Origin of the sequence: Falsiroseomonas sp. E2-1-a20, from assembly GCF_051433195.1 — a bacterium.
Classification (GTDB): Bacteria; Pseudomonadota; Alphaproteobacteria; order Acetobacterales; family Acetobacteraceae; genus Falsiroseomonas.
Window position 1 is genome coordinate 85,657 of record NZ_JBHMFT010000009.1, and the last position, 25,679, is coordinate 111,335.

A 25,679-nucleotide genomic window follows, 5' to 3' on the forward strand; every position below is an offset into this window, starting at 1 on the left:
ACCATGATCCGGACAGGACGCTTCAAATCGGGGACCCCGCAATGACCCAGAACATCCGCAACCTCGCCCTGGCGGCCACCGCCGGGTTCCTCCTCTCCGGCGCCGCCATTGGCCAGACCCTCAACCTCGGCGTCCGCGCGGGGCCGGAGGGCGTGGACCCGCACTTCACCGCCACCGGCACCCATGCCGAGGCGCTGAAGCATGTCTTCGACACGCTGGTGACCTCGGGCGACAACCTGCAACTGCTGCCCGGCATCGCCGAAAGCTGGCGCCCGGTGGATGCCACCACCTGGGAATTCAAGCTGCGCCAGGGCGTCACCTTCCACGACGGCAGCCCGATGACGGCGGAGGACGTGGTCGCCTCGATTCGCCGCATGCAGGTGCTGTCCGGCCCGAACCCCACGCGCATCTACGTCCGCAACGTGAAGGATTTGCGGATCGTCGACCCGCACACGCTGCACGTCATCACGGATGGCCCGGCGCCCACGCTGCCGAACGACTTCATCCGCGTCTTCATCACCAGCGCCCGCGCCACCGCCGGCCTGACGCCGGAGACCAGCAACGAGGCCTTCAACACCGGCCGCGCCGCCATCGGCACCGGCCCCTACCGCTTCGTCTCCTGGACCCCGCGGGAGCAGTTCGTGGTGGAGCGCAACGACGCCTACTGGGGCGGCGCGCAGCCCTGGGCGCGGCACATCCGCCGCGAGATCCCGAACGATGCCGCCCGCGTGGCGCAGCTTCGCACCGGCCAGGTGGACATGATCGTGCGCGTGCCCGCCGCCGACGTCTCCACCCTGGAGCGTGACCGGGCGCTGCGGGTGGTGAAGGCGGACACCGTCTATGTCTTCAACCTGCAGCTCGACTACCGCGAGACCACGCCGCAGGTGACGGCCAAGGACGGCTCCCGCCTCGCCGCCAACCCCTACCGCGACATCCGGGTGCGGGAGGCGATGGACCTCGCCATCGATCGGCGCGCGCTGGCCGAGATCGCCATGGAGGGCCTCGGCGCGCCGCAGGGCCAGATGGTGACGCCCGGCATCTTCGGCTTCAATCCGGCCATCCCGATCCCGACGCCGAATTTGGCACGCGCCCGCACGCTACTGACCGAGGCCGGCTACCCCAACGGCTTCCGAATGGTGCTGAACTTCACCAACAACCGCCTACCCGGTGACAACGGCGTCGGCACCGCGCTGGCCCAGATGTTTGCCCGCATCGGCATCGAGGTGCAGGCCGCAGGCCAGCCCGCCGCCGTCATCTTCCCGGCCCGCGCGCGTGGCGAGCTTTCGAACATCATGGCCGGCTGGGGCACGCTGACCGGGGAGGCGAACTACTATTATTCGTCCAACGCCCACACCAACAACCCGGCGCTCCGCCTCGGTGCCTTCAACTGGCACGGCTATTCCAACCCGGAGATGGACCGCCTGATCCAGGCCGCCGGCGTGGAACTCGACGAGAAGAAGCGCGAGCAGCTTCTCCAGGAAATCGCCACGCTGTTCACCCGCGAACGCGTCGGCATGCCGCTGACCTCCGTCGGCAGCGCCTGGGCGATGCGGCGGGACCGGGTGAACCTGGTGCGGGCGCGGACGGATGAGGACACGCTGGCCATGGACATCGTGCCGACACGCTGATGAACATCGCCGAGTCCAACTGGAAGGACGTCGAGGCGCGGCTGCGCCTCGATGACCGCTGCGTGCTGCCGCTGGGCAGCACCGAACAGCACGCGCAGCTTTCGCTGTGCACGGATGCGATCCTGGCGGAACGGGTGGCGCGCGAAGCCGCCGCGCCGCTCGGCGTGCCGGTGTTCCCGGTGATGCCCTTCGGCCTGGCGCCATACTTCGCCGCCTTTCCCGGCAGCATCTCGCTGCGCGTGGAGACCCTTCTGGCGGTGATGCGGGATTTGGTGGACAGCGTCGCCCGCGCCGGCTTCCGCCGGGTGCTGATCGTCAACGGCCATGGCGGCAATGCGCCGGTCGCCGCGCTGGCGCAGCAGATGATGGCGGAACAGCCTGGCCTCAGCGTGAAGTTCCACAACTGGTACAACACGCCGCGCACCTGGGCCGCCGCGCTCGCCGCCGATCCCTCCGCCAGCCACGGCAACTGGTTCGAGAACTACCCCTGGACCCGCCTCGCCCATGCGCCGGCGCCCGAGGGCCGCAAGCCGCAGCCCGACATCGCGCTGATGAAGGCGGGCGGCCCCGCGGACTGCAAGGCGATCCTCGGCGATGGGTCCTTCGGCGGCCCGTGGCAGTTGCCCGATGCCACCATGCAGGCGCTGTGGGACACCGGCGTCGCCGAGACGCGCGAGGCGCTGGAGGGACCATGGCCGACCCGATCCTGATCTGGGGCGCCGGCGCCATCGGCGGCACGCTCGGCGCGCATTGGGCGCGGGCCGGGCACGACGTGCTGCTGGTGGATACCGTGGCGGACCACGTCGAGGCCTGCCGCACCACCGGCCTCGCCATCACCGGCCCGGTGACCGAGTTCACCCAGATGATCCCGGCCGTGACGCCCGCCGAACTCACCGGCACCTATTCCCGCATCGTGCTGGCGGTGAAGGCGCAGGCCACCGCGGCCGCCATCCCGATGCTGGCGCCGCACCTGAAGCCGGACGGCTTCGTCTTCTCCGCCCAGAACGGCCTGAACGAGATCGCCCTCTCCCGCGCGCTGGGCGCTGAGCGCGTGATGGGCTGCTTCGTCAATTTCGGCGCGGATTGGCACGGCCCCGGCCACATCCTGTTCGGCAACCGCAGCGCCCTGGTGATCGGCGAGCTGGACGGCGTGACCCGCCCGCGGACGGAGGCGATGTTCGCCCTCGCCCGCGAATTCGAGCCCGACGCGATCCTGACGCCCGACATCTGGTCCTACCTCTGGGGCAAGATGAGCTACGGCGCCATGCTGTTCGCCACCGCCCTGAACCACGACAGCATGACCGAAAACTTCGCCGACCCCGCCCGCATGCCGGTCTGGCTGGCGCTGGGGCGGGAGGTGGCGGCAACCGCGCTGGCCCATGGCGTCACGCCGCGCGGCTTCGGCGGCTTCGACCCGATGGCCTTCGCGCCAGGCCAGCCCGATGCGGCCGGCGAAAGTATCGTGCATTGGCTGCGCGATTTCACCGCCCTCGGTGCCAAAACCCATTCCGGCATCTGGCGCGACCTGGCCGTCCGCAAGCGCAGGACGGAAGCCGATGCGCAGATCGGCCTGATCCCGCCGCTCGCCGCGGAAAAGGGCGTGCAGGTGCCGATGTCCGAAAAACTCTGTGCGCTGATCGCAGAGATCGAATCCGGCAAGCGCGAACAATCCCCCGAAACCTTCGCCGCGCTGCTGGCATGACCGACCCCGTCCTGGACCACCTGCTGGCGGATCGCGCCGGTTTCGTCGCGCGGTTGGGCGAGTTGGTCGCCTGCCCCTCCGTCTCCACCGACCCGGCCTATGCCGCCGGCATGGCCGCGGCGCGGGGATGGTGGCGGGCACGGCTGACGGCGCTCGGCTTCCAGGATGCGCGGGAAGTTGGGGCCGGCGGCCATCCCGCCGTCACCGCGCGGTGGCACGGCGCCGGGCCGCAGGCGCCGACGCTGCTGGTCTATGGCCATTACGACGTGCAGCCGCCGGACCCGGTCGCGGCCTGGACCTCCCCCGCCTTCACCCTGGCATCCCGCAACGGCCGCCTCTACGCGCGCGGCGTTTCGGACGACAAGGGGCCATCGCTGCTCGCCATCGAGACGCTCGGGGCCTTCCTTTCCGTCGAAGGCCGCCTGCCCTGCAACGTCACGCTGCTGCTGGAAGGCGAGGAGGAGGTCGGCTCCAGGACTCTCGCGCAAATCCTGGACCAGCACCGCGAGGATTTCGCCGCCGACGCCGCGCTGTCCGCCGATGGCGCCCGCTGGCGCGCCGACCTGCCCACCATCACCATCGGGACGCGCGGCAATACCGGGCTGGAACTGTCGCTGCGCAGCGCGGTGAAGGACCTGCATTCCGGCCGCTATGGTGGCGTGGTGGCGAATGCCGCGCAGGCCATGGCCCGCCTGCTCGCCACGCTGCACGACGGCGAGGGCCGCATCGCCGTCGCCGGCTTCCGCGACGGCATGACGGACCCGACCGAGGCCGAGCGCGCGGCGCTGGCCGCCATTCCCTACGATGTCGCCGCACACGACGCAGCCATCGGCGCGACGTCCAGCGGGCTGAGCTCGGAAAAATTCCTGGAACGGCTGTGGCACCAGCCGACGCTGGAGGTGAACGGGATGTGGGGCGGCTACACCGGCCCCGGCGGCAAGACCGTCATCCCGGCCGAGGCGCATGCGAAGCTGTCGATGCGCCTGGTCCCGGGGCAGGACCCGGCGCGCGTGCTGGCCGCCGTCGCCGCGCATCTCCGCGCCCACTGCCCGCCCCGCACGACGCTGGAAATCCGCACGCATCGCGAGGGCAGCCAGGCCACCGCCGTGCCGCCCGCGCACCCGCTGCTGCTGGCGGCAGAGGCCGCGCTGGCCGAGACCACCGGCACCGTGCCGCTCCGCGTCCGCATGGGCGCGACGCTGCCGCTGACGGATATCGTCCAGCGCGTGCTGGGGCTGGAGACGGTGATGTTCTCCTTCGCCACGGCGGACGAGGATTTCCACGCGCCCGACGAGAACTGGCGCGAAAGCGCCATCCCGGAGGGCTTCGCCGCCTGGGTGGCGCTGCTGCGCCGCGTCGGCGCGCTGAACCCGGAGGACTTCGCGCCTTACCGCACCCGCGGCGGAGCCGCCCAACCAAGCTGATCCAGCGCCGCCTCGGCCAGCGCCTGCGGCGTCGCCGCCACGTCCAGCACGATGGCGCCTTCCTCCGCATCTGGCGCTTCCAGCGTCGCGAACTGGCTGGCCACCAGGCTCGCCGGCATGAAGTGCCCGGCTCGCGCCGCCTGCCGTGCGGCCACCAACTCCCGGTCGCCGCGCAGGAACACCAGCCGCAGATCCGGCGCCGCGGCGCGCAGCCGGTCGCGATAGGCGCGCTTCAGGGCGGAACAGGTCACCACGCAGCCACGCCCGCGATGCGCCGCCAGGTGCGCGCCGATGGCATCCAGCCAGGGCGCCCGGTCGCCGTCGTCCAGCGGCTCGCCACGCGACATCTTCGCCACGTTGGCCGGCGGGTGGAAGTCATCCGCATCGTCGAAGCCCACCCCCAGCCCCGCCGCGATCAGCGGACCTACCGTGGATTTGCCGGCCCCCGAGACGCCCATCACCAGAACCAGCGCCGTCATTTCGGCTCCAGATGCCCGCCGAAGGCATTGCGCATGGCCGACAGCGACCGGTCCGCGAAGGGCGCTTCCTGCCGCGAGCGGAATCGCGAATACAGCGCCGCCGACAGCACCGGCGCCGGCACCGCGCTCTCGATCGCCGCCTGCACCGCCCAGCGCCCCTCGCCGCTGTCGCCGACCCGGCCGGAATAGGTGGAAAGCTCGCCATCCGCCGCCAGCGCCTGCGCCGTCAGGTCCAGCAGCCAGGAGGCGACGACGGAGCCGCGGCGCCAGGCCTCGGTGATGTCGGGCACGTCGAGGCTGAGGCGCAATTCCTCCGGCACCACCTCGCTGTCGGCCTGGCGCAGCAGTTCCAGCCCCTCCGCCATCGCCTGCATCATCCCGTATTCGACGGCGTTGTGGACCATCTTGGTGAAATGCCCGGCGCCGTTCGCGCCGCAATGGATGTAGCCCTGCGCCGGGCGCGGATCGGCGGCGGGGTCGCGGCCCGGCGTCGGCGGTGCCGCACCCTCCCCGGGCGCCAGCGCCTTGAAGACGGGGTCGAGCCGCTCGACCTGCTCGGCCGGGCCGCCGATCATCAGGCAGTAACCGCGCGCCAGGCCCCAGACGCCGCCGGAGGTGCCGATATCCAGCATGTCGACGCCGACATCGCGCAGCACGGCGGCGCGGCGGATGGCGTCCTTCCACATCCCGTTGCCGCCATCGATGGCGACGTCACCCGGCGCCAGCAGGTTCGCCAACTGTCCGATCGCCTCCTCCGTCGCCGCGCCGGCGGGCAGCATCACCCAGACCGTCCGCGGCTCCGGCAGGCGTTCCACCAGGTCCGCGAGGTCGGTGGCGGCCTCCGCACCCTCGGCGGCCAGCGCCGCGACGGCGGCCGGGTCGCGGTCCCAGACGGTGCAGGTGATGCCGGCGCGCGCCAGGCGCCGCACCAGGTTGCCGCCCATGCGCCCAAGCCCGACCATGCCGATCTGCATCGCCCATCCTCCCCCGAATCAGCCGGCAGGATGGGCGGGGGATGCGGTCAGGACAAGCCGGCCGCAAAGCCCTCTCCCCCCGCTTCAGGGGGGAGAGAGTTCGTCAGGCCAGGCCGGCGGCAGCCTCGGCGCTCTTCGGCTTCACGGGGATCTTCAGGTAGCGCACCCCGTTCGCCTCCGCCTGCGGGAAGCGGCCAGCGCGGATGTTGACCTGGATCGAGGGCAGCAGCAGCGCCGGCGCCGCCAGCTTCGCGTCGCGGGCGGTGCGGAAGGCGACGAAATCCTCCTCCGTCTGGCCGTCCTTCACATGCGGGTTGCGGGCGCGCTGCTCGGCCACGGTGGATTGCCAGGCGAAGTGGTCCCGGCCCGGCGCCTTGTAGTCGTGGCACATCCACAGCCGCGTCTCCGGCGGCAGCGCCAGCAGGCGCTGGATGGACCGGTACAGCGTGCGCGCGTCGCCGCCCGGAAAATCGGCGCGGGCGGTGCCGTAGTCGTGCATGAACAGCGTGTCGCCGACGAAAATGTCGTCGCCGATCCGGTAGGCCGCGCAGGCCGGCGTGTGCCCCGGCACATGCATCACCTCGACCTTCAGCGCGCCGATCTGGAAGGTCTCGCCATCCTCGAACAGGTGGTCGAAATCGCCGCCGCCGGGCGCCATGTCCTCCAGCCCGAAGACCGGCCGGAAGATGGTCTGCACCTGCTTCACCCCGGACCCGATGCCGATCCGCGCGCCGCTATGCTGGCGGATCCAGGGTGCCGCGGTCAGGTGGTCGGCGTGGACATGGGTCTCCAGCACCCAGTCCAGCTTCAGCCCTTCCGCCTCCGCGGCCTCGAGCAGCTTCCGGGCGGAGGACATATCCGCCTCCCCGCTGCGGTTGTCCCAATCCAGCACCGGGTCCACCACCGCGCCGTGCTTCGTGGCGGGGTCCCAGACCAGGTAGGACACGGTGTTGGTCGGCTCGTCGAAGAAGGCGCGAATGGCGGCTGACATGGCTTGCTCCCAGACGCTTTCTCCGGAGCATAGCGCTCTCCCCCGTGCACATGTCAGCCCCGGCGATGCAGCGCCATCAACACGCGTTCAGGCGTCGCCGGCAGGTCCAGCGCCTCCACGCCGATCGCGTCCTTCAGCGCATTCGCCACGCTGATCGCCAGCAGCAGCGGCGGCTCGCCCACCGCCTTGGACCGGAAGATGGTGTCGGACCGCGCCGGCGCGCCTTCCAGCAGCCGCACGTTGAACACCGGCGGCACGTCGCGGGAGCCCGGGATCTTGTAGGTGGAGGGCCCCACCGTGCGCAGCCGGCCGCCCGCATCCCACCACAGCTCCTCGCAGGTCAGCCAGCCCATGCCCTGCACGAAGGCCCCCTCGATCTGGCCGCGATCCACTGACGGGTTCAGGCTGCGGCCGCAATCCTGCACGATGTCGGTGCGGAGGCACCGGTGCTCCCCGGTCAGCGTGTCCACCACCACCTCGGAGACGGCGGCGCCGTAGGAGAAGTAGAAGAACGGGTTGCCCCGCATCGCCTCACGGTCCCAGTGGATGTCCGGCGTGCGGTAGAACCCGGTCGAGGATAGCGAGACCCGCTCCAGGAAGCACAGCCGCGCCAGCTCGCCGAATTCGAGGAAGCGGTTGCCGCCGACATCGCCGGCCCAGACGCGATCCTCGGCGAACACCACGGCCTCCTGCGCGATGCCGAAGCGCGCGGCGGCGACCTGCGCCATGCGGTCGCGGATGGTGGTGGCGGCGTTGTGCGCCGCCCAGCCATTGAGGTCGCTGCCGGTGCTGGCCGCGGTCGGCGCGGTGTTCGGCACCTCCGCCGTGCTGGTCGCGGTGATGGCGATGCGGTCCATGCCGGTGCCGAACACATCCGCCACCACCTGCGCCACCTTGATGAACAGCCCCTGCCCCATCTCCGTGCCGCCATGGTTCAGCCGGATCGAGCCATCCGAATACACATGCACCAGCGCGCCGGCCTGGTTCAGGTGCATGATCCCGAAGGAGATGCCGAAGGCCAGCACCATCGAGCCCAGCCCGCGCCGCAGCGTCGGGTGGGAGGCATTGAAGGCGGCGATCTCGCCGCGCCGCCGGTCCCATTCTGAACTTTCCCGAGCTTCCGCCCAGACCCGGGCAATCAGGTCGCCCTCCAGCTTCTGGCCATAGGGCGTCGCATCCCCATTGCCCGGCGCGCCGGCAAAATTGCGCGCCCGCACCACCTCCGGCGGCAGGCCGCAGGCGGCGGCGACGCGGTGCACCACATCCTCCATCAGCAGCGCGCCCTGCGGCCCACCGAAGCCGCGGAAGGCGGTGTGGGAGACGGTGTTGGTACGCACGGCGCAGCCGGTGATCGCAACGGCCGGCACGTCGCAGCAGTTCAGCGCATGGGTGATGGCGCGGAACACCACGCCGCCGGACATGTCGAGCGACCAGCCGCCATCCGCCGCCAGCAGCGCCTCCAGCCCCAGGATGCGGCCCTGCGCGTCGAAGCCGGCGGTCCAGCGGTACAGGAACGGGTGGCGCTTGCCCGTCGCCACCATGTCCGCCCGCCGCGACAGCCGCAGCTTTACGGGTCGCCCGGTGGCGCGCGCGGCCAGCGCGGCGGCGGCGGCGACCCAGCTCGCATTGCTCTCCTTGCCGCCGAAGCCGCCGCCCATCCGGCGGCAGGTGACGGTGACGCGGTGGCACGCACCGCCGAGCACGCGGGCGACGATGTGCTGCGCCTCCGACGGGTGCTGGGTGGAGGACACCACGGCGATCTCGCCATCCTCCCCCGGCGTCGCGACGGCGATGTGGCCTTCCAGGTAGAAATGCTCCTGCCCGCCGGCGCGGAACTCCGCCTCCATCCGGCGCGGCGCCGCGGCGATGGCCGCTTCCGCATCGCCCTGGCGCATGGTCTGCGGCGCGACGACGTAGTGCTGGCGCTCCAGCGCCGCCTCGATCGACAGTACCGGCTCCAGCGGCGCGACCTCGGCCCGCACGGCGGCGGCCGCCAGCAGCGCGGCGTCACGGCTGGTGGCGACCACCATGGCCAGGGGCTGGCCGGCGAACTGCACCAGCGGATCGGCGAACAACGGCTCGCCGCGCCCGGCGGCGGCGATGTCGTTCTCGCCGGGGATATCACGCGGGCCGAGGATCGCGACGACACCCGGCATGGCGCGCGTCGCGGCGACATCCAGCGACGTGACCGTGCCATGCGCCACCGTGGACAGCACCAGTGCGGCGTGCAGCGTGCCGGCAGCCTCCGCCGTGTCATCGGCGAAGCGGGCCTCGCCGGTGGTGTGCTTCAGCGCGCTGTCATGGCGCAGCGCGGCGCCGGATTTGGCCAAGGCATTCACTGTGCCAACTCCGTCAGGCTCGCCGGCAGGCCCGGATGCCGGGTGCGGACCAGCAGGCGGCGCAGCAGGCCCTGCGCGACGAGCAGGCGGTATCCGGCGGTGCCGCGCCAATCCGACAGCGGCTGGATCTCGCCGGCCAGTTCCTCCGCCGCATCCGCGATGCTGCCGGCATCCAGCCGGTGGCCCAGCAGCGCCGCCTCCGCCCGCCGCGCCCGTAGCGCCATGGGGCCGACGCCGCCAAAGGCCAGCCGCGCCTCCGCCACCCGGTCGCCCGCCATGCGGATCAGGAAGGCGGCGCCGACGGTGGCGATGTCCTGGTCGTGCCGCTTGCTGACCTTCTCGCAGACGAAGATGTCCGCAGGTCCCGGCCGCGGCAGGGTGACGGAGACCACCACCTCATCCGCCGCCAGGTCCGCCTGGCGGTAGCCGAGCAGGAAATCCTGCACCGCCAGCCGCCGCCGCCCCCGCACCGAGGCCAGTTCCACCTCCGCCCCCAGCGCCAGCAGCGGCGGCAGCGCATCGCCGATGGGCGACGCCGTGCCGAGATTGCCGCCCAGCGTGCCCAGCCCGCGAATCTGCCGCGAGCCCAGCCGCGCCAGCAGCGAGGCCAGCGGCGCGAACCCTGTCTCCTGCCGCGCCAGCGCCAGCAGCCGTGCATAGGACACCGCCGCGCCGACCTCGATCGCCGCCGGCGTTGCGCGCATCGCGTGCAATTCCGGGACGTTCAGCAGGCAGATGACCGCGCCCGGTCGTTCGCGGTGGTCCGACACGCGCAGGCCGAGATCGGTGCCGCCGGCCAGCAGCCAGGCGTCCGGATGCGCCGCCCGCAGCGCCAGCAATTCCTCCAGCGTTGCCGGCAGGTGGAAGACCTGCCCCGGCGCCTCGAACCGCGCCGCGCCGGGCGCGGGCAACGCCGGCGGTGCCCCGGCGTCGTCGGCGAGCCCGTCGAAGACCTCCAGGATCGGCCGGTAGCCGGTGCAGCGGCACAAATTGCCGGCCAGCGCCTCATGCACCTCCCCGCCCTCTCGGGCATGCGCCCAGGCGGTCATGACGATGCCAGGCGTGCAGAAGCCGCATTGCGTGCCGTCGCTCTCGGCCATGGCGCGCTGGATCGGGTGCGGCGCGCCATCCGGCCCGCGCAGCCCCTCCACGGTGCGAATCGCGCGCCCATGAACCTGCCCCAGCAGGGTCAGGCAGGCATTGACCGGGGTGCGCGTGCCGTCCGCCTCCTCCAGCACCACGGTGCAGGCCCCGCAATCCCCCTCCGCGCAGCCTTCCTTGGTGCCGGTGAGGCCCGGACCGCCGGCCGCGCCACGCAGCCAGTCCAGCAGGGTGGTGGTGGGAGAGACCCCCGGCGGCAGCATTTGGGGCTGGCCGTTGAGGAGAAAGCCGATATCCGTCGCGATCATGCGCCCAGGATAAGCAAACTCCGGGCCCCGCGCCTATCAGCCAGTCGGGAACCCGATGAACACATAGCCGACCTGGCGGATGGTGATGATGCAGCGCTCGCCGAGTTCCGGTGCCAGCTTCTGGCGCAGGTGCAGCACGGCATTGTCCACCGCGCGGTCGCCCGGCCGCCAGTTGCGCCGGAACACCTGCTGCGTCAGCGCCTCCCGCGTCTGGACCTCGCCGGGCATGGCGGCGAGTGCGGCCATCAGGTCGAACTCGGCCCCGGTCAGCTCCAGCAGGCTGCCATCCGGCCGCACCAGGCGGCGTTCCACCGGCATCAGCCGCCAGCGGTCCCGCCGCGGCGCCGGCGGCGCGCCCGCGGGCCGCCGGATACGCGCGCGCAGCCGCGCCACCAGCTCCCGCCCCGAGACCGGCTTCACCAGGAAATCATCGGCGCCGAGTTCCAGCCCCAGCACCCGGTCCGTCTCCTCCCGGTTCCCGGTGACGACCAGGATGGGCGCGCTGGTCAGCGCGCGCAGCTCCGGCAGATGCGGCAGCGTGTCCACCGGGCCCAGCCGCTGGTCCAGGATGATGGCATCCAGCTGCTGCGTCTCGATGATGGTCAGCGCGGCCGTGTAGGAATTGGCGACGACGGTGCGCAGGCCGTAGCGCGCCAGGTAGGCCGCCATCTCGTCCGTCAGCTCGCGCTCGTCATCGGCCAGCAGCACGAGCGGGCCCTGCGGACGGGCCATACCCACCGGCTCCTCGGCCCGCGGCGCAGTTTCCGTGGCACCCGGGCGGGCGGCCACCGTCCGCAACGTCATGCCATGTCTCCCAAGCCGGCTTCTGTCTCCCAGGCTGGAGACGCGCGACGACAAAGACATCTAGCGGAGGACGCAGGATGACGTCGAGCGCAGTTTGTCGTCGTTCCGAGTGATTTCCCTAACAATCGGGACAACACGGCGACGCGTTAACCTTTCATTCATTGGGCCGCTTCCACGGGGCGGCCCGGACCTCCGGCCTCCGCCTCGTTCCCGGAACGAGACCAGCGAGACAGAGCCGCACCATGAACATCCAGGCAGGCCACGGCAGCGTAGTTCGATCGCTCCTCACGGGGACGCCCGCATTGGGGGCGCCCGCGCTCGCCCTGCGCCCCGCCCGGCAGATCGTCCAGGCCACCGCATCGGACCTTTCGGTGCTGCTGGTCGACGACGAGGGCGAGGTGCTGGCGGAACTGGTGGCGAACCTCAGCCGCCGCGGCCTGAACGTGCTGCCGAGCGAATCGGCGGAGGCCGCGCTGGCGGTGCTGCGCCGGCGGCCGGAGATCGCGACCCTGGTCAGCGACATCCGCATGCCCGGCATGGATGGGCTCGCCCTGGCGGAAGCGGCGCTCCGCGGCCGGGCCGAGGCGCAGGCGCTGGAGGTGGTGCTGATCACCGGCTACGCCTCGGCCGCGCAGGGCATGGCGGCGGCGCGCATCGGCGCCTTCGGCATGCTGCACAAGCCGATGCGCGGCGCCGAACTGGCACGGATGGTGCAGGACGCCCTGGCCCGCGCCGCGCTGCGCCGTGGCATCCTCGGCAATGCCATCCCGGCCGCCTGGACGCGCCGGCCGACCTCCGCCGCGGCCCTGGCGCCGATCCCGGCGCCGCCGCCGCGCTTCGCCCGCGCCCCCTCCCGCCGCGCCGGGCCTGCGCCCGCCGCTCCGGCCGCCGCGACCTCGGCCGATCCCGCCAGCGCGGCGGAGGCCCTGCTGCACGCCCTGGCGCAGCGGGTGGATGCCGCGGGCAACGGCGTGGAGGCGGTGGCGCAGGACCTGCGCGGCCCGCTCGGGGACCTGCTGCGCGCCATCCCGCGCACGAATGGCGGCGGCGTCCCGACCCAGGCCGCGGGCCTGCTGGCCCTGCTCGACGAGTTGATGGACCTGGCCGAGCTGGAGGACGGCACGGCGCAGCCGCAGCGCACGCCGATCTCGGCGCATGGGCTGCTCGGGCTGGTCTCGTCCGGCCTCGGTGGCCTCGGGCTGCGGTGCGGCCGGCGCCTCATCCTGCAGCCGGATGCCGATCCGGCCTTCAACCTCGACGGACCTCGGCTGGTGCGCGCCATGGCGCTGCTGGCCGCGCTGACGCTCGGCCAGCAGCCCGTCCCGGCGAAGGCCTCCGGCAGCCAGCCTGCGCTGCCCGCCGGCGCGGCGGAGCTTTCGGTGGATGCCGGCGCCGGCCAGGCGCGGCTCGACCTGGTGATCCGCCCGAGCGCCCAGACGCTGCGTCGCCCGGAGGTGGCGGAGACCGAGCAGCGCCTCCGGATCGCGATCGCCCGCCGCCTGGTCGCGCTCCAGGGCGGCCGGCTGGATGTCTGGACCCTGCCCGACCGCGGCCTGCGCGCCCGCCTGCTGCTGCGCAGCGCCTGAGCCACCCCCACACCCACCGCCGATCCCCACCGAACGTGCCCAACCGGCCGCCCGCCCGCCTGCCCCAGGCGGCCCTGATGGAGACTGCTCGATGCTCGCCGAATCCCTGCTCCGGTCCGAACCGCGGTCGCGCACCAACCCATATGGCGCGCCGGTGGAGCCCACCGCGCCGCTGGCCTCCGCCACGCGCCGGCGCCTGGTCGGCGGCATGAGCGCGATGCTCGCCCTGCTGCCGGCGGGCAGTGCCGCCCGCAACCCGCAGCCGGCCGCGCCCAGCGTGCCGATGCGCGCGGTGCAGGATTCGGGCTCCGAATGGCGCGCCTTCCAGGCCCGCTTCGTCACCGCGGAGGGGCGCGTGGTCGATACCGGCAATGCCGGCATCTCGCACAGCGAGGGCCAGGGCTACGGCATGCTGTTCGCGGAATCCTTCGGCGACCGCCAGGCCTTCGAGCGCATCCATCGCTGGACCCGCACCCGGCTGCGCCGCACCGATGGCCTGCATGCCTGGCGCTTCATCCCCACCGCCGCCACCCCTGTGGCGGACCGCAACAACGCCACCGACGGCGACCTCTACATCGCCTGGGCGCTGCTGCGCGCCGCCGATCGCTGGCAGGTGCCGGCCTGGCGGCGGGAGGCACAGGCGATGGCGCAGGTGATCCTGCGCGAGCTGGTGGTGGAGGTGGATGGCCGCACCGTGCTGCTGCCGGGTGCCTTCGGCTTCGAACATGCCGACCGCGTGGTGACCAACCCGTCCTACTACGCCTTCCCCGCACTGCGTGCCCTGGCCCGTGCCATGCCGGATCGCGCCTGGGGACGCCTGATCGACGACGGGGTCGAGATGCTGCGCGGCATGCGCTACGGCCGCTGGGGCCTGCCGGCCGACTGGGTGGAGATCGGCCGTGGCCGCCAGGCCGGCATCGTGCAGCCCGCCGCCGGCTGGCCGGCCCGCTTTTCCTTCGACGCGGTGCGGGTGCCGCTGCACCTGGCCTGGGCGGGGATGACCTCGGAACCGGCGCTCCGCGCCGCCACCCGGTTCTGGAACGACCCCAACATGGCCGCGCGCCCGGCCTGGACGGACCTGCGCAACGGCCAGCTTTCCCCCTACATCGCGCCCGCCGGCATCGAGGCGGTGGCGGAGGTGATCACCGCCGCGGAGGTCAACGGCCGGGTGGCACGCCCGCTGCCCGGCATCGCCCGCAGCCCGGACTACTACTCCGCCGCCCTGTCCCTGCTGTCCCGCATCGCGCAGCAGGAAAACCCGCGCAACGCGATGGCCGGCGTCGCCGACCCGCACGCGGCGCCGGCGTGATCAACAAGGGGCGTGAGGTGCCTCAGTAGATATCCGGCTCCGGCGTGGGCGCCCCCGCCTCCAGGAAGCGCAGGTCGCAGCCCTCATCCGCCTGGCTGACCTGGTCCAGGTGCAGCGCGGTCCAGCCGCGGGCGTAGCGGGTCGCCGGCTTCACCCAGGCGTCGCGGCGCCGTTCCATCTCCGCCGGTTCCACCAGCAGGTCCAGCGTCCGGTTCGGCACGTCGAGCCTAATCAGGTCGCCATCCCGCACCAGCGCCAGCGGCCCGCCGACATGGCTCTCGGGCGCCACATGCAGCACGCAGGTGCCGTAGCTGGTGCCGGACATCCGCGCATCCGACAGCCGCACCATGTCCCGCACCCCCTGCTTCAGCAGCTTCTGCGGAATCGGCATCATGCCCCATTCCGGCATGCCCGGGCCGCCCTGCGGGCCGGAGGAGCGCAGCACCAGCACGCTGTCGGCCGTCACCTCCAGATCCGGGTCGTCCAGGCGCTTCTTGAGGTCCGCATAGGTGTCGAACACCACCGCCGGCCCGGTATGGACCAGCAGCCTGGGGTCGGCCGCGCTGGTCTTGATGACGGCACCGCGCGGCGCCAGCGAACCCTTCAGCACCGCGAGCCCGCCTTCGGCCTGCAACGGGCGGTCCAGCGGGCGGATGATCTCCTCGTTGAAAACATCCGCATCCGCGATGTCCTCGCCCAGCGTCGCGCCGGATACCGTCCTCGCGGACAGGTCCAGGTGCGGCGACAGCCGGTTCAGGAAGGCGCGCGAACCGCCGGCGAAGAAGAAATCCGCCATCAGGTAGGTATCGCCATTCGGCCGCAGGTTGGCGATCAGCGGCACCCGGCGGCTGATCGCGTCGAATCGCTCGAGGTCCAGCTCCAGCCCGGCGCGGCGCGCCATGGCGATGATGTGGACGATGGCATTGGTGGACCCGCCGAAGGCCATGGTCGCCGCCACGGCATTGTCGATGCTGCCCTGGGTGAGCAGCGCGGCCGGGGTCTGGTCGGTCCACACCATCTCGACGATGCGCTTGCCCGATTCGGTCGCCATCCGGGGATGCGCGCTGTCCGCGGCGGGGATGGAACTCGCACCCGGCAGGGTCAGGCCCATCGCCTCCACGGCCAGCATCATGGTGGCGGCGGTGCCGGCGGTCATGCAGGTGCCGAAGGACCGGGCCATGCCGCCCTCCATGTCCTTCCACTGCGCCTGGCTGATCGTGCCCGCCCGCAGCTCCGCGTGGTACTTCCAGGCATCCGAGCCCGACCCCAGCGATTTTCCGCGCCAGTTGCCGCTGTTCATCGGCCCGGCGGGGACGAAAATGAAGGGCAGGCCTGCGGACAGCGCGCCCATCACCAGGCCGGGCGGGGTCTTGTCGCAGCCACCCAGCAGCACCAGCCCGTCGCAGGGCTGGCTGCGGGCGAGTTCTTCCGTCTCCATCGCCAGCAGGTTGCGGTACAGCATGCTGGTCGGCTTCATGTACTGCTCGGTCACCGGATGCGCCGGCAGTTCCACCGGGAAGCCGCCGGCCTGCCAGACGCCGCGCTTCACCTCCTCCGCCCGGGTGCGGAAGTGGAAATGGCAGGGGCTGAGCTCCGACCAGGTGTTGACGATGCCAATCACCGGCTTGCCGCGGAAATCGCTTTCGGAAAAGCCCATCTGCAACATGCGGGACCGGTGCCCGAAGGCACGCAGATCCTCGGCGCCGAACCAGCGATGGCTGCGCAGGTCTTCCGGCTTCCGGCGAGTGTCGGCCATGGCCGCGTTCCTTCCCATTGAGGCGCCCAGCCTGCCATCGGCCGGGCAGCCCGACCACCCCGGCGGCCGCCCGGCGGGGTGGCGCCTTGACCCGGACGGCGCCGCCCCACAGGCTGATCCGCAACGAAACCCGGCCCCTCCCGGCCCGGAGACATGATGGCCCTGCTGCTGCCCCGCCGCCCGTTGCGCGCCCTGTTCATCCACCAGAACTTTCCCGGCCAGTGGGCCCACCTGGCGCCGGCGCTGGCGCAGCGCGCGGGTGTGAAGGTCTGGGCGATCGGCGAGAAGCCCGGCCATGCCGCCCCCGGCGTCGAATACCTGTCCTATGGCGCGCCGAAGGGCGCCGGGGAGGCGACGCACCGCTACCTCCGCTCGCTGGAGGCTGCGACGCGGCGTGGGCAGCATCTGGCGAACCGGCTGGTCCAGCTGCGCGACAAGGGCATGCGGCCGGACATCATCGTCTGCCACCCCGGCTGGGGCGAGGGCCTGTTCCTGAAGGACGTCTTCCCGCAGGCGCGGACGTTGTTCTACTGGGAGTTCTACTACAATTCCGTGGGCCAGGACCTCGGCTTCGATCCCTCGCAGGCGGTCGGCCTCGACGATGCCGCGCGCATCCGGATGCTGAACGCGACGCAGCTCGTCTCGCTGCAAGCCGCCGACTGGGGCCTCAGCCCGACCCGCTGGCAATGGAGCCGCTACCCGGACTGGGCGCGCCGCCGCATCACCTGCCTGCACGAGGGGGTGGACACCCAGCGCTGCGTGCCGGACCCGCATTCCGTCTTCACCACCCCGCAGGGCCGCCGCTTCGACCGTGGCGATGAAGTGATCTCCTACGTCGCGCGCAACCTGGAGCCCTATCGCGGCTTTCCCACGATGATGCGCGCCCTGCCGCGGCTGCAACGCGAGCGCCCGAACCTGCACACCGTCATCGTCGGCGGCGACGACGTCTCCTACGGCAAGAAGCCGGAGGGCGCGGAGAACTGGAAGGCGAAGCTGCTGGCCGAACTCGGCACCGAACTGGACCCGTCCCGCATCCACTTCACCGGCCGCGTGCCGCATGACGAGCTGCACAACCTGTTCCGGATCACCCGGGCGCACATCTACCTGACCTATCCCTTCGTGCTGTCCTGGTCGATGCTGGAGGCGATGGCCTGTGGCGCCCTCGTCATCGGCTCCGACACCGCGCCAGTGACGGAGGTGATCGAGCACGGCCGCAACGGCCTGCTGGTGCCGTTCTTCGAACCGGATGCCCTGGCACGCCAGGTGCTGGCGGTGCTGGCCGACCCCGGCGGCCATGCCGCCCTGGCAGCGACGGCGCGCGCCGACATCATCGCCCGCTACGACCTTCGCACCCGATGCCTGCCGCGCCAGCTCGACCTGGTGGAGAAGCTGGCGGCAGGCGGGGAGCCGGAGGCGGAGCCGCTCGCGGTCTAGTGCACTTTGCCCGGGCCCCGGCCTGCACTAAGGAAGCCCGCACTGCGCCATCGCCCTCGGAGAACACTGCATGCCGGATCGGGTCGCCCCGTTCCCCACCCGACGCGCCGGAAACGTCGAGTCCCAGTCCCTGCCGATCGAGGGCCCGCTGCTGGTCTCCGTGCGGCGCTTCGCCGATGCCCGCGGCGCCTTCGTCGAGACCTATTCGCGCCGCGACTTCGCTTCGGTCGGCATTCCGGATGAATTCGTGCAGGATAATCAATCCGTCTCCGTTCATGTCGGCACCGTACGCGGCCTGCATTTCCAGACGCCCCCGCACGCCCAGGGCAAGCTCGTGCGCGTCCTGCGCGGGCGCATCCTCGACGTCGCGGTCGATCTGCGCCGCGCCTCGCCGACCTTCGGCCAGCATGTCGCGGCCGAACTGTCCGGCGAGAACGGGCTGATGCTCTGGGTGCCGCCGGGCTTCGCGCATGGATTCATCACGCGGGAGCCGGAGACCGAGGTCGCCTACAAGGTCACCGCCCTCTACGCGCCGGAGTGCGACCGGTCACTGGCCTGGGACGACCCGGCGCTCGGCATCGACTGGGGCTTCGACCCGGCCGCCGCGACGCTGTCCGACAAGGACCGACGCGCGCCGCGCCTCGCCGATCTCGGGCCGGCCTTCTGATGCGCGTCCTGGTCGCGGGCCGCGAGGGCCAGGTGGCGCGGGCGCTGGTGCGCCGGCTCGCGGGACATGAGGTCACGGCACTGGAACCGCCGGAGCTGGATTTGACGGACGATGCCTCCGTCGCCGCTGCCATGAAGGCGGCGCGCCCGGACCTCGTCGTCAACGCCGCCGCCTACACCGCGGTCGACCGCGCCGAGGACCAGGAGGCGCTGGCCTTCGCGGTGAACTGCGCCGGCGCCGCGCGGCTGGCCGCCGCCGCCGCCGCCCACGGCGCGCCCTTCGTGCATTTCTCCACCGACTACGTCTTCGACGGCCGCAAGGGCGCGCCCTACCTGGAAACGGACAGCCCCTCCCCGCTCGGCGTCTATGGCCGCAGCAAGGAGGAAGGCGAGCGTGCGGTGCTGGCCGCAAATCCGCGCAGCGTGGTGCTGCGGACCGCCTGGGTGTGCAGCCCGGACGGCGCGAACTTCGTGAAGACCATGCTGCGCCTGGCGGCGGAGCGCGACGAGCTGCGCGTGGTCGCCGACCAGCACGGCGCGCCGACCTTCGCCGCCGACCTGGCCGAGGCGGTGGCCCACATGGCGCCGCGGCTGCTGGCGGCACCGGCGGGCGATGCCGCCCATGGCCTGTTCCACTTGACCGGCGCGCCGCACACCACCTGGCACGGCTTCGCCGAGGCGATCGTGGCCGAGGCGGCGCGGCGCGGCCACAAGCGGCCCCGCGTCACCGCCATCACCACCGCGGATTTCCCGACCCGCGCCGTGCGTCCGCCCGATGGCCGTCTGGACTGCAGCCGCATCGGCGCCGTGCATGGCATCGCCCCGGCGGATTGGCGGCAATCCTTGGCCACCTGCCTCGACACGCTGGTCGGGCCGGCGTCTTGATATCCCCACACGATCTGGAGACTACGGCATGAAGGGCATCGTCCTGGCGGGCGGCTCGGGCACGCGGCTGCATCCGGCGACCCTCGCCGTCTCGAAGCAGCTGCTGCCGGTGTTCGACAAGCCGATGGTCTACTACCCGCTGTCGGTGCTGATGCTGGCCGGCATCCGCGAGATCATGATCATCTCGACGCCGCACGACCTGCCGCTGTTCCGCCGCCTGCTGGGCGATGGCGAACGCTGGGGCCTGAAGCTGGAATATGCCGAGCAGGACAAGCCGCGCGGCATCGCCCATGCCTTCGTCCTGGCCGATGAATTCCTCGGGGGCGAGCCCTGCGCGCTGGTGCTCGGCGACAATCTGTTCCACGGGCACGACCTGGAGGAACGGATGAAGGAGGCGCAGGCCAACGCCACCGGAAGCGGCGCCACCGTCTTCGCCTACCGCGTCGCCGACCCGCACCGCTACGGCGTGGTGGAGTTCGACGGCCAGAGCCGCGCGCTGACCATCGAGGAGAAGCCGACCCTGCCGCGCTCCGACTGGGCGGTGACCGGGCTCTATTTCTACGACGGCCGCGCCGCGGCGCTGTCCAAGGCGCTGGAACCCTCGCCGCGTGGCGAGCTGGAGATCACCGACCTCAACCGGGTCTACCTGGACGAGGGCTCGCTGCGGGTGGTCCGGCTCGGGCGCGGCTATGCCTGGCTGGATACCGGCACGCATGACAGCCTGCTGGAGGCCGGTGAATTCGTCCGCGCCATCGAAAAGCGCACCGGGCAGAAGGTCGCAGCGCCGGAGGAAATCGCCTGGCGGATGGGCTTCATCGATGGCGACCAGCTCCGCGCCCTCGCCGCGCCGCTGCGCAACAGCGGCTACGGCACCTACCTCGAAGGCCTGCTGACGCGCGAAGACCCCTGATCGCGCGACTTGCGCCCGGCGCGATTTGAGCCGGGCGTTTTTTACACTAACCTTCGCGGCGTGATCCGCCGCACCTCCCCGGCCCGTTCCGGCCCCCGCGCATGAACGCGGCCCTTGATCCGCGCGCGGTGCAGGTGATCCGCGGCTGCGTCGAGGCGATTGCCCCGGGGGAGATTTCCGGCTGGGCCTTCGAGCCGGGCGAGGCACGTCACCGCGTCCTGGTGGAACTGCGCCTGGACGGCGGCATCCTCGCCGTCGCGCCGGCCGACCGCCCGCGCGGCGACCTGATGCAGGCCGGCATCGGCGATGGCGCCCACGGCTTCCGCTTCGCTCTGCAACCGGCCTGGGCCGCGCGCCTGCCCGACCTCCAGGTGGTTGCCCGCGCCGCGTCCGGCGGCGCCGTGCTGCTGCAACCGCTACGACGCGCCGAGCCGCCGCATCCGCAGGTCGTCCAGGCCATCAACCAGCTCGTGCAGGGCCAGCGGGCGCTGGAGGCGCGGCTTCAGGCGGTGGTCCCCGCCGAGGTCGAGGCGGCCCCCGATACCGAACAGCGGCTGGCAGTCCTGGAAGCCTGGATGGCGCGGCTGGACGACCGCCTCGCCCGGTTGCCAGCCCCGCCCCCGGCGGCGCCGCGCGGGCCGGATGCCTGGCAGGTGGCGCTGGGAACGCTGCTGGCGCTGGTCAGCCTCGGCGCGCTGATCGGCTTCGCGCTGCTGCTGGCACTGTGATGGCCGCGCCCCCGGACCCCCTTGCCGAAAGCCCGGCGCTGCTGGCGCGCGCGGAGATCCTGGCCGCGGCGCGCTTCGCCCTGGCGCTGGGGCTGGCGATCAGCCTGGCCGGCTTCGGCGTCATCGCGGCCAAGCTGGCGATCTGGCAGTTGGTGCTGCCGACCGGCAATGGCTGGACCCTGGCCGGACTTGCCATCGCCCTCGGCCTCGTCGTCGCGCTGCTGCTGGGGCTGGAGCATCTCCGCGCGCTCGGCCTGATCGCCGTCTCCCACCGCCTGGCGCGGCGCCTGGCCGGGCCGGTGGTGCGGGCGGCGGCGCGGCAGGACCCCGGCGCGGATCGCGCGGCGGGCCAGGCGCTGCGGGATGTGGAGTCGCTGCGGCGCGCCGTCACCGGGCCGCTGCTGGCGGGCCTCGCCGATGCGCTGCTGGCGCCGGTCCTGGTCCTGCTGCTGCTGGTCTTCCACTGGGCCTTCGCCACCTGGGCCCTGGCCTGCTGCACCGTCGCGGCTCTGCTGAGCCTGCTCGGCGAACGCCTGACCCGGCGTGGCCTGGTCGAGGCCGAGGCGGCGCAGGCGCGCCTCGCCGCCCAGGTCGCCGACGGGCTGCGCTGCGCCGAGGCGGTGGCGGCGATGGGCATGGGCGACCGCCTCGTCGCCGGCTGGCAGGCCGGGTCGGCGCCCGCCGAGGCCGCGCAGCGCCGGGCGCGAACCCTCGCCCGGCGCATCGCGGCCGGCCTCGGCAGCCTGCAGGCGCTCGGCGCCGGGGGCGCGCTGGTGGTCGGCGCGCTGCTGCTGGCGCTGGATGTGCCGGTCGGATTCGGCATGGTGCTGGCGATGCTGGTCACCGGGCAGGCCGTCGCCCCCTTCGCCCGCCTCGGCGCCGCGCTGCACGAAGCCGGCGCGGCGCGCGCGGCCTGGCTGCGGCTCGGGGCGCTCGGCGCGGCCGAGGCCACCCCCACCCTGGCCTACCCCTGCCGGACCCCACGCCTGGTGCTGGACCGGGTCAGCTTCGCCCATCCCGGCGCCGCGCGTGCCTTGCTGCGCGACGTGGTGCTGGAGGTTTCCCCCGGCGAGATCGTCGCGCTGGCCGGCGCCGCCGGGTCCGGCAAGACCACGCTGCTGCGCATCGCGCTCGGCATGGTCCGCCCCTCGGCCGGCATCTGCACCCTCGATGGCCATGCCACCGCGCAATGGGCGCGCACTGGCCTCGCCCGCCATGCCGGCTACCTGCCGCAGGACCCGCTGCTGACGGACGGCACGGTGGCCGAGGCGATCGCGCGGCTCGAGGAGCCGGACCTGCCCGCCGTGCTGCGCGCGGCGCGGCTGGCGGAGGCGCATGCGATGGTAGCCTCCCTGCCGCAGGGCTACGCCACCCCCGTCGGCACCCAATTCTCCGCCGGCCAGCGGCAGCGCATTGCCCTGGCGCGGGCGCTGTACCGCGACCCCGGCCTGCTGGTGCTGGACGAGCCCTCCGCCTTCCTCGAGGCGGAGGGCGAGGCCGGGCTGGTGCGAATGCTGCGTGAGGTGGCCTCTCGCGGCACCGCCGTTCTGCTGACCTCGCACCGCCCGGCGCTGCTTTCGGCGGCGGATCGCGTGGTGGTGCTGCGGGCCGGCCAGCTCCTGGCCACCGAACGCCGCCGTGCCCTGGCCGCGCCGGCATGAGCGCCACCCGCGCCCTGCCTCCCGGCATCCCGCGCCAGGCGGCGGGCCTCGCGCTCGCGCTGTCCGTCGCGCGGCAGGTGGCGCTGCTCGGCCTGCCGCTGCTGACCATGCATGTCTTCGACGGCGTGGTGGAAGGCCGCAACCTCGACACGCTGGCGGTGCTGTCGCTGGCCTTCCTCGTGGCCCTGGCGCTGGCCGCCGCGCTGCGCGTGCTGCGCGGCGCGCTGGTCTCGGCCCTGGCGGATGCGGTGCTGGACCGGGCGGCGCCCGCGACGCTCCACGCGGTGCTGCGTAGTGCGGTGGCGGGCGGCAGCACACCGGGCCTCGCGGCGCTGCGCGACCTCGCCACGCTGCGGCGCTTCCTGGCCGGCGAAACGCCGGCGGACCTGCTGGACCTCGCCGCCGTGCCCGTGGCGCTGACGGTCCTGGCCTTGCTGCACCCGGTCCATGCATTGGTGGTCGGCCTCGGCTGCATCGTGCTGGCGCTGCTCGGCCTGGCGCTGGACCGCACCACGCGCGGCCCGGTGCAGGACGCCGAGGCAGGCCGCCAGCATCACGCCGCCACGTTGCAGGACCGGCTGCGGCAGGCGGACCTTCTGCGCGGGCTTGGCATGCTCGATGCCGTCACGCGGCGCTGGCAGGCGGCGCAGCCGACGCTGCTGGAGGATAGCGACCGCGCCGAGACCCGAGCCCGGGCGCTGCGCGGACTCATGGCCCTGACCGCGCACCTCACCCAGGGCGCCGTGGTGGTGGCCGGCGTGCTGCTGGCCCTGGCGGACCGGGCCTCCCCCGGCAGCGTCATCGCCGCGATGCTGCTGGCCGGCATGGCGACCCAGCCGGTCGCGCGGCTGGCCGCGGCCTGGCAGGACTGGGCGCTGGCGGCGCTCGCCTGGCGCCGGCTGGACGAGCTGCGCGCCGATCATGCAGCCCCGGCGCCACGGCCCGCCGACCGTGCCGCGCCGCCCGGCCTGGTGCTGCGCGACCTGCGCTGGACGCCGCCGGGCGGGGCCGCGCCGGTGCTTGGCGGCATCTCGCTGCATGTGCCCCCTGGCACGCTGACCCTGGTGGTCGGCGCGAACGGTGCCGGCAAATCGAGCCTGCTGCGGCTCGCCCTCGGCCTCGCGATGCCGGATGCCGGGCGGGTGCTGCTGGATGGCGAGCCCGTCTTCCAGGGGCACATCGGCTACCTGCCGCAGGATGTGCAACTGACCGAGGGCAGCGTCGCCCGCGCCATCGCCCGCTGCGGGCCGGAGGACATGGACCAGGTGGTGGACGCCGCGCGGCTGGCCGGGGCGCACGAGCTGATCGGTCGCCTGCCGCAGGGCTACGCCACACCCGTGGAAATCCTGTCCGCCGGCCAGCGCCGCCTCGTCGGCCTCGCCCGCGCCCTGCATGGCGGCCCGGCCCTGCTGGCCCTCGACGAACCGGAGGCGGGTCTCGACAAGGCGGCGCGGGAGGGGGTGCGGGACGCGGTGCTGGCGGCGCGGGACGATGGCGCCTGCTGCCTCGTCATCAGCCACGATGTTTCCCTGTGGGACGGCCATGTCGACCAGCTCCTGCTGCTGGCGCCGGGCGGCCTGTGGCGCGTGCAAGGACCCTCGGCGTGACCCGATTTGCAACGGGACGGATCGCGACCCGCAGGCCGGATGCCGCCCCGGCGCCACGCAGCATCGCGCTGCATTTCGACAAGGCCGAACCGCCGACGCCCGACCTGCGCCGCACCATGCGCGCCGCCTGGCTGCTGCTGGCGCTGGGCTTCGGCGGCACGCTGGCCTGGGCCGCGATCACGCCGATCGAGCGCGCCGTGCTCGCCCGCGGATCGCTGGTGGCGGAAGGCCGGCGCAAATCCATCATGCTGGCGGAGCCCGGCATCCTGCAGGATTTGCTGGTGCGCGAAGGCCAGCGCGTCCAGGCCGGGGAGGTGTTGCTCCGCCTGGACCCCACCAATGCCGAGGCCACCGCCGTGCAGGCCCGCGCCCTGGCCCGCACGCTGGCCGCCCGCACCGCCCGGCTGCGCGCCGAACAGCAGGACTCCCGCCAATTCGAAATCCCCCCCGGCATCCGCCAGGCAGCCGCCACCGACCCGGCGCTTGCCGCGATCCTGATGGCGGAGACGCGCCTGTTCCAGGCGCGCTGGCAGGCCTTCGAAAGCAACCAGCGGGTCTATGAACGCCGCGCCGCCGTGCCGCGCGAACAGCTTCTGGCCGCCGGCGCCCAGCGCGCCGCCGCCGCCGCGCGCCAGGCCTCCGTCCGCGCCGACCTCGCCGGGCTGCGGCCCCTGGCCCAGCAGGGCTTCGCCCGGATGCGGGAGGTGCGGGAGCTGGAGCGGCTGGAGGCGCAGGCGCGCGGCGACATGGGCCTGCACGCGGCGCAGGAGGCGCAGTTCCGCCAATCCATCGCCCAGGCCGAGGCCGAACTGGCCACCCTGCGCCGGACCCGCGCGCAGGAGATCGCCGGCGAATTGCAGGCGGCGCAGCAACAGGCGCTGGAGGCGGAACAGCGCCTGCTGGCCGCCGAGAACGCCCGGACGCGGCGCGACCTGGTGGCCCCGGAGGCCGGGATCGTCACCGATATCCGCTTCGTCACCCCCGGCAGCAGCATCACGGAGGGCCAGCCGGTGCTCGACCTGGTGCCGATCGGCGACCGGCTGGTGGTGGAGGCGCGAATCGCCCCGAACGATGTGGAACAGGTGCAGCCCGGCCAGCGCGTGAACATCCGCCTGACCGCGCTGCGCCAGCGCACCACGCCGCTGCTGTCAGGCCACCTCACCTACGTCTCCGCCGACCGGCAGGCGGACGCGCAGGGCCAGCCCTTCTTCCTGGCCCGCGCCGAGATCAACCCCGGCGAATTGTCCCGGATCGACGGGCTGCGGCTGACGCCGGGCATGCCGACGGAGGTGTTCGTGCTGGGGGAAACGCGCAGCGCCCTGGCCTACCTGGTCTCGCCGATCCGGGACTCGCTGCGGCGGGCGTTGCGGGATTAGATGCGGGCATG

Annotated in this window: 21 protein-coding genes; 14 read left to right on the forward strand and 7 right to left on the reverse strand. The window is 72.8% G+C overall.

Annotated elements, in window-relative coordinates; genetic code table 11:
* Positions 1-41 precede the first annotated feature (41 nt).
* Genes ACFHPP_RS13160 through ACFHPP_RS13175 form a run of 4 tightly spaced genes read left to right on the forward strand, consistent with a single transcriptional unit; the run spans position 42 to position 4,754 of the window.
* Positions 42-1,628 carry an ABC transporter substrate-binding protein gene (locus ACFHPP_RS13160; protein WP_437163707.1) on the forward strand — a complete coding sequence of 529 codons (1,587 nt, stop codon included), beginning with the start codon at positions 42-44 and terminating at the stop codon, positions 1,626-1,628.
* Complete coding sequence (locus tag ACFHPP_RS13165; RefSeq protein ID WP_437163708.1) at positions 1,628-2,338, forward strand: creatininase family protein; 711 nt, start codon at positions 1,628-1,630, stop codon at positions 2,336-2,338. The genes ACFHPP_RS13160 and ACFHPP_RS13165 overlap by 1 nt, the downstream gene beginning before the upstream one ends.
* Positions 2,320-3,330 (forward strand): ketopantoate reductase family protein, encoded by a 1,011-nt coding sequence (locus ACFHPP_RS13170; protein ID WP_437163709.1) that lies wholly within the window; start codon positions 2,320-2,322, stop codon positions 3,328-3,330. The genes ACFHPP_RS13165 and ACFHPP_RS13170 overlap by 19 nt, the downstream gene beginning before the upstream one ends.
* Entirely contained in the window at positions 3,327-4,754 is a 1,428-nt protein-coding gene (locus ACFHPP_RS13175; protein WP_437163710.1) for a M20/M25/M40 family metallo-hydrolase, read from the forward strand. Before ACFHPP_RS13170 ends, ACFHPP_RS13175 begins: the two co-directional genes overlap by 4 nt.
* On the opposite strand, the gene ACFHPP_RS13180 is transcribed toward ACFHPP_RS13175, so the two are convergent.
* The 6 genes from ACFHPP_RS13180 to ACFHPP_RS13205 form a co-directional block, all read right to left on the reverse strand.
* Positions 4,718-5,233 carry a gluconokinase gene (locus tag ACFHPP_RS13180; protein ID WP_437163711.1) on the reverse strand — a complete coding sequence of 172 codons (516 nt, stop codon included), beginning with the start codon at positions 5,231-5,233 and terminating at the stop codon, positions 4,718-4,720. The two genes, ACFHPP_RS13175 and ACFHPP_RS13180, sit on opposite strands and share 37 nt — an antisense overlap.
* A complete protein-coding gene (gnd, locus tag ACFHPP_RS13185; RefSeq protein WP_437163712.1) occupies positions 5,230-6,207 on the reverse strand; it encodes a phosphogluconate dehydrogenase (NAD(+)-dependent, decarboxylating) in 978 nt (325 codons plus the stop codon). Before gnd ends, ACFHPP_RS13180 begins: the two co-directional genes overlap by 4 nt.
* A gap of 103 nt (positions 6,208-6,310) precedes the next feature.
* Positions 6,311-7,198 (reverse strand): MBL fold metallo-hydrolase, encoded by an 888-nt coding sequence (locus tag ACFHPP_RS13190; protein ID WP_437163713.1) that lies wholly within the window; start codon positions 7,196-7,198, stop codon positions 6,311-6,313.
* A 53-nt stretch (positions 7,199-7,251) separates the two neighbouring features.
* Positions 7,252-9,537 carry a xanthine dehydrogenase molybdopterin binding subunit gene (xdhB, locus tag ACFHPP_RS13195; RefSeq protein ID WP_437163714.1) on the reverse strand — a complete coding sequence of 762 codons (2,286 nt, stop codon included), beginning with the start codon at positions 9,535-9,537 and terminating at the stop codon, positions 7,252-7,254.
* Positions 9,534-10,946 (reverse strand): xanthine dehydrogenase small subunit, encoded by a 1,413-nt coding sequence (locus ACFHPP_RS13200; protein ID WP_437163715.1) that lies wholly within the window; start codon positions 10,944-10,946, stop codon positions 9,534-9,536. The genes xdhB and ACFHPP_RS13200 overlap by 4 nt, the downstream gene beginning before the upstream one ends.
* Positions 10,947-10,982: 36 nt before the next feature.
* Positions 10,983-11,678, reverse strand: coding sequence for a response regulator transcription factor (locus tag ACFHPP_RS13205; RefSeq protein ID WP_437163716.1), 696 nt, complete (start codon positions 11,676-11,678; stop codon positions 10,983-10,985).
* 314 nt (positions 11,679-11,992) lie between these two features.
* Between ACFHPP_RS13205 and ACFHPP_RS13210 the strand changes: the two genes are divergently transcribed.
* Together ACFHPP_RS13210 and ACFHPP_RS13215 are read left to right on the forward strand one after the other, a co-directional pair.
* Positions 11,993-13,336, forward strand: coding sequence for a response regulator (locus ACFHPP_RS13210; RefSeq protein WP_437163717.1), 1,344 nt, complete (start codon positions 11,993-11,995; stop codon positions 13,334-13,336).
* 91 nt (positions 13,337-13,427) lie between these two features.
* Positions 13,428-14,645 (forward strand): glycosyl hydrolase family 8, encoded by a 1,218-nt coding sequence (locus ACFHPP_RS13215; protein WP_437163718.1) that lies wholly within the window; start codon positions 13,428-13,430, stop codon positions 14,643-14,645.
* A 22-nt stretch (positions 14,646-14,667) separates the two neighbouring features.
* On the opposite strand, the gene araD is transcribed toward ACFHPP_RS13215, so the two are convergent.
* The gene (araD, locus tag ACFHPP_RS13220) at positions 14,668-16,401 is read right to left on the reverse strand and encodes an L-arabinonate dehydratase (RefSeq protein WP_437163719.1); all 1,734 of its coding nucleotides are present in this window, start codon (positions 16,399-16,401) and stop codon (positions 14,668-14,670) included.
* Between the two features lie 153 nt (positions 16,402-16,554).
* On the opposite strand from araD, the gene ACFHPP_RS13225 reads away from it, so the two are divergent.
* From ACFHPP_RS13225 to ACFHPP_RS13260, 8 genes are all read left to right on the forward strand, one after another.
* Entirely contained in the window at positions 16,555-17,835 is a 1,281-nt protein-coding gene (locus ACFHPP_RS13225; RefSeq protein WP_437163720.1) for a glycosyltransferase family 4 protein, read from the forward strand.
* Between the two features lie 70 nt (positions 17,836-17,905).
* Positions 17,906-18,502 carry a dTDP-4-dehydrorhamnose 3,5-epimerase gene (gene rfbC, locus ACFHPP_RS13230; protein WP_437163721.1) on the forward strand — a complete coding sequence of 199 codons (597 nt, stop codon included), beginning with the start codon at positions 17,906-17,908 and terminating at the stop codon, positions 18,500-18,502.
* A complete protein-coding gene (gene rfbD / locus ACFHPP_RS13235) occupies positions 18,502-19,386 on the forward strand; it encodes a dTDP-4-dehydrorhamnose reductase (RefSeq protein WP_430672336.1) in 885 nt (294 codons plus the stop codon). Before rfbC ends, rfbD begins: the two co-directional genes overlap by 1 nt.
* Positions 19,387-19,414: 28 nt before the next feature.
* Positions 19,415-20,296, forward strand: coding sequence for a glucose-1-phosphate thymidylyltransferase RfbA (gene rfbA, locus ACFHPP_RS13240; RefSeq protein ID WP_437163722.1), 882 nt, complete (start codon positions 19,415-19,417; stop codon positions 20,294-20,296).
* A gap of 101 nt (positions 20,297-20,397) precedes the next feature.
* On the forward strand, positions 20,398-21,024 hold the full coding sequence (locus tag ACFHPP_RS13245; RefSeq protein WP_437163723.1) for a hypothetical protein: 627 nt from the start codon (positions 20,398-20,400) through the stop codon (positions 21,022-21,024).
* Positions 21,024-22,685, forward strand: a complete 1,662-nt coding sequence (locus ACFHPP_RS13250; RefSeq protein ID WP_437163724.1) for an ATP-binding cassette domain-containing protein — start codon at positions 21,024-21,026, stop codon at positions 22,683-22,685. The genes ACFHPP_RS13245 and ACFHPP_RS13250 overlap by 1 nt, the downstream gene beginning before the upstream one ends.
* Complete coding sequence (locus tag ACFHPP_RS13255) at positions 22,682-24,292, forward strand: ATP-binding cassette domain-containing protein (RefSeq protein ID WP_437163725.1); 1,611 nt, start codon at positions 22,682-22,684, stop codon at positions 24,290-24,292. The genes ACFHPP_RS13250 and ACFHPP_RS13255 overlap by 4 nt, the downstream gene beginning before the upstream one ends.
* Positions 24,289-25,668: an HlyD family type I secretion periplasmic adaptor subunit gene (locus ACFHPP_RS13260; RefSeq protein WP_437163726.1), complete on the forward strand. Its 1,380-nt coding sequence runs from the start codon at positions 24,289-24,291 to the stop codon at positions 25,666-25,668. The genes ACFHPP_RS13255 and ACFHPP_RS13260 overlap by 4 nt, the downstream gene beginning before the upstream one ends.
* Positions 25,669-25,679 lie beyond the last annotated feature (11 nt).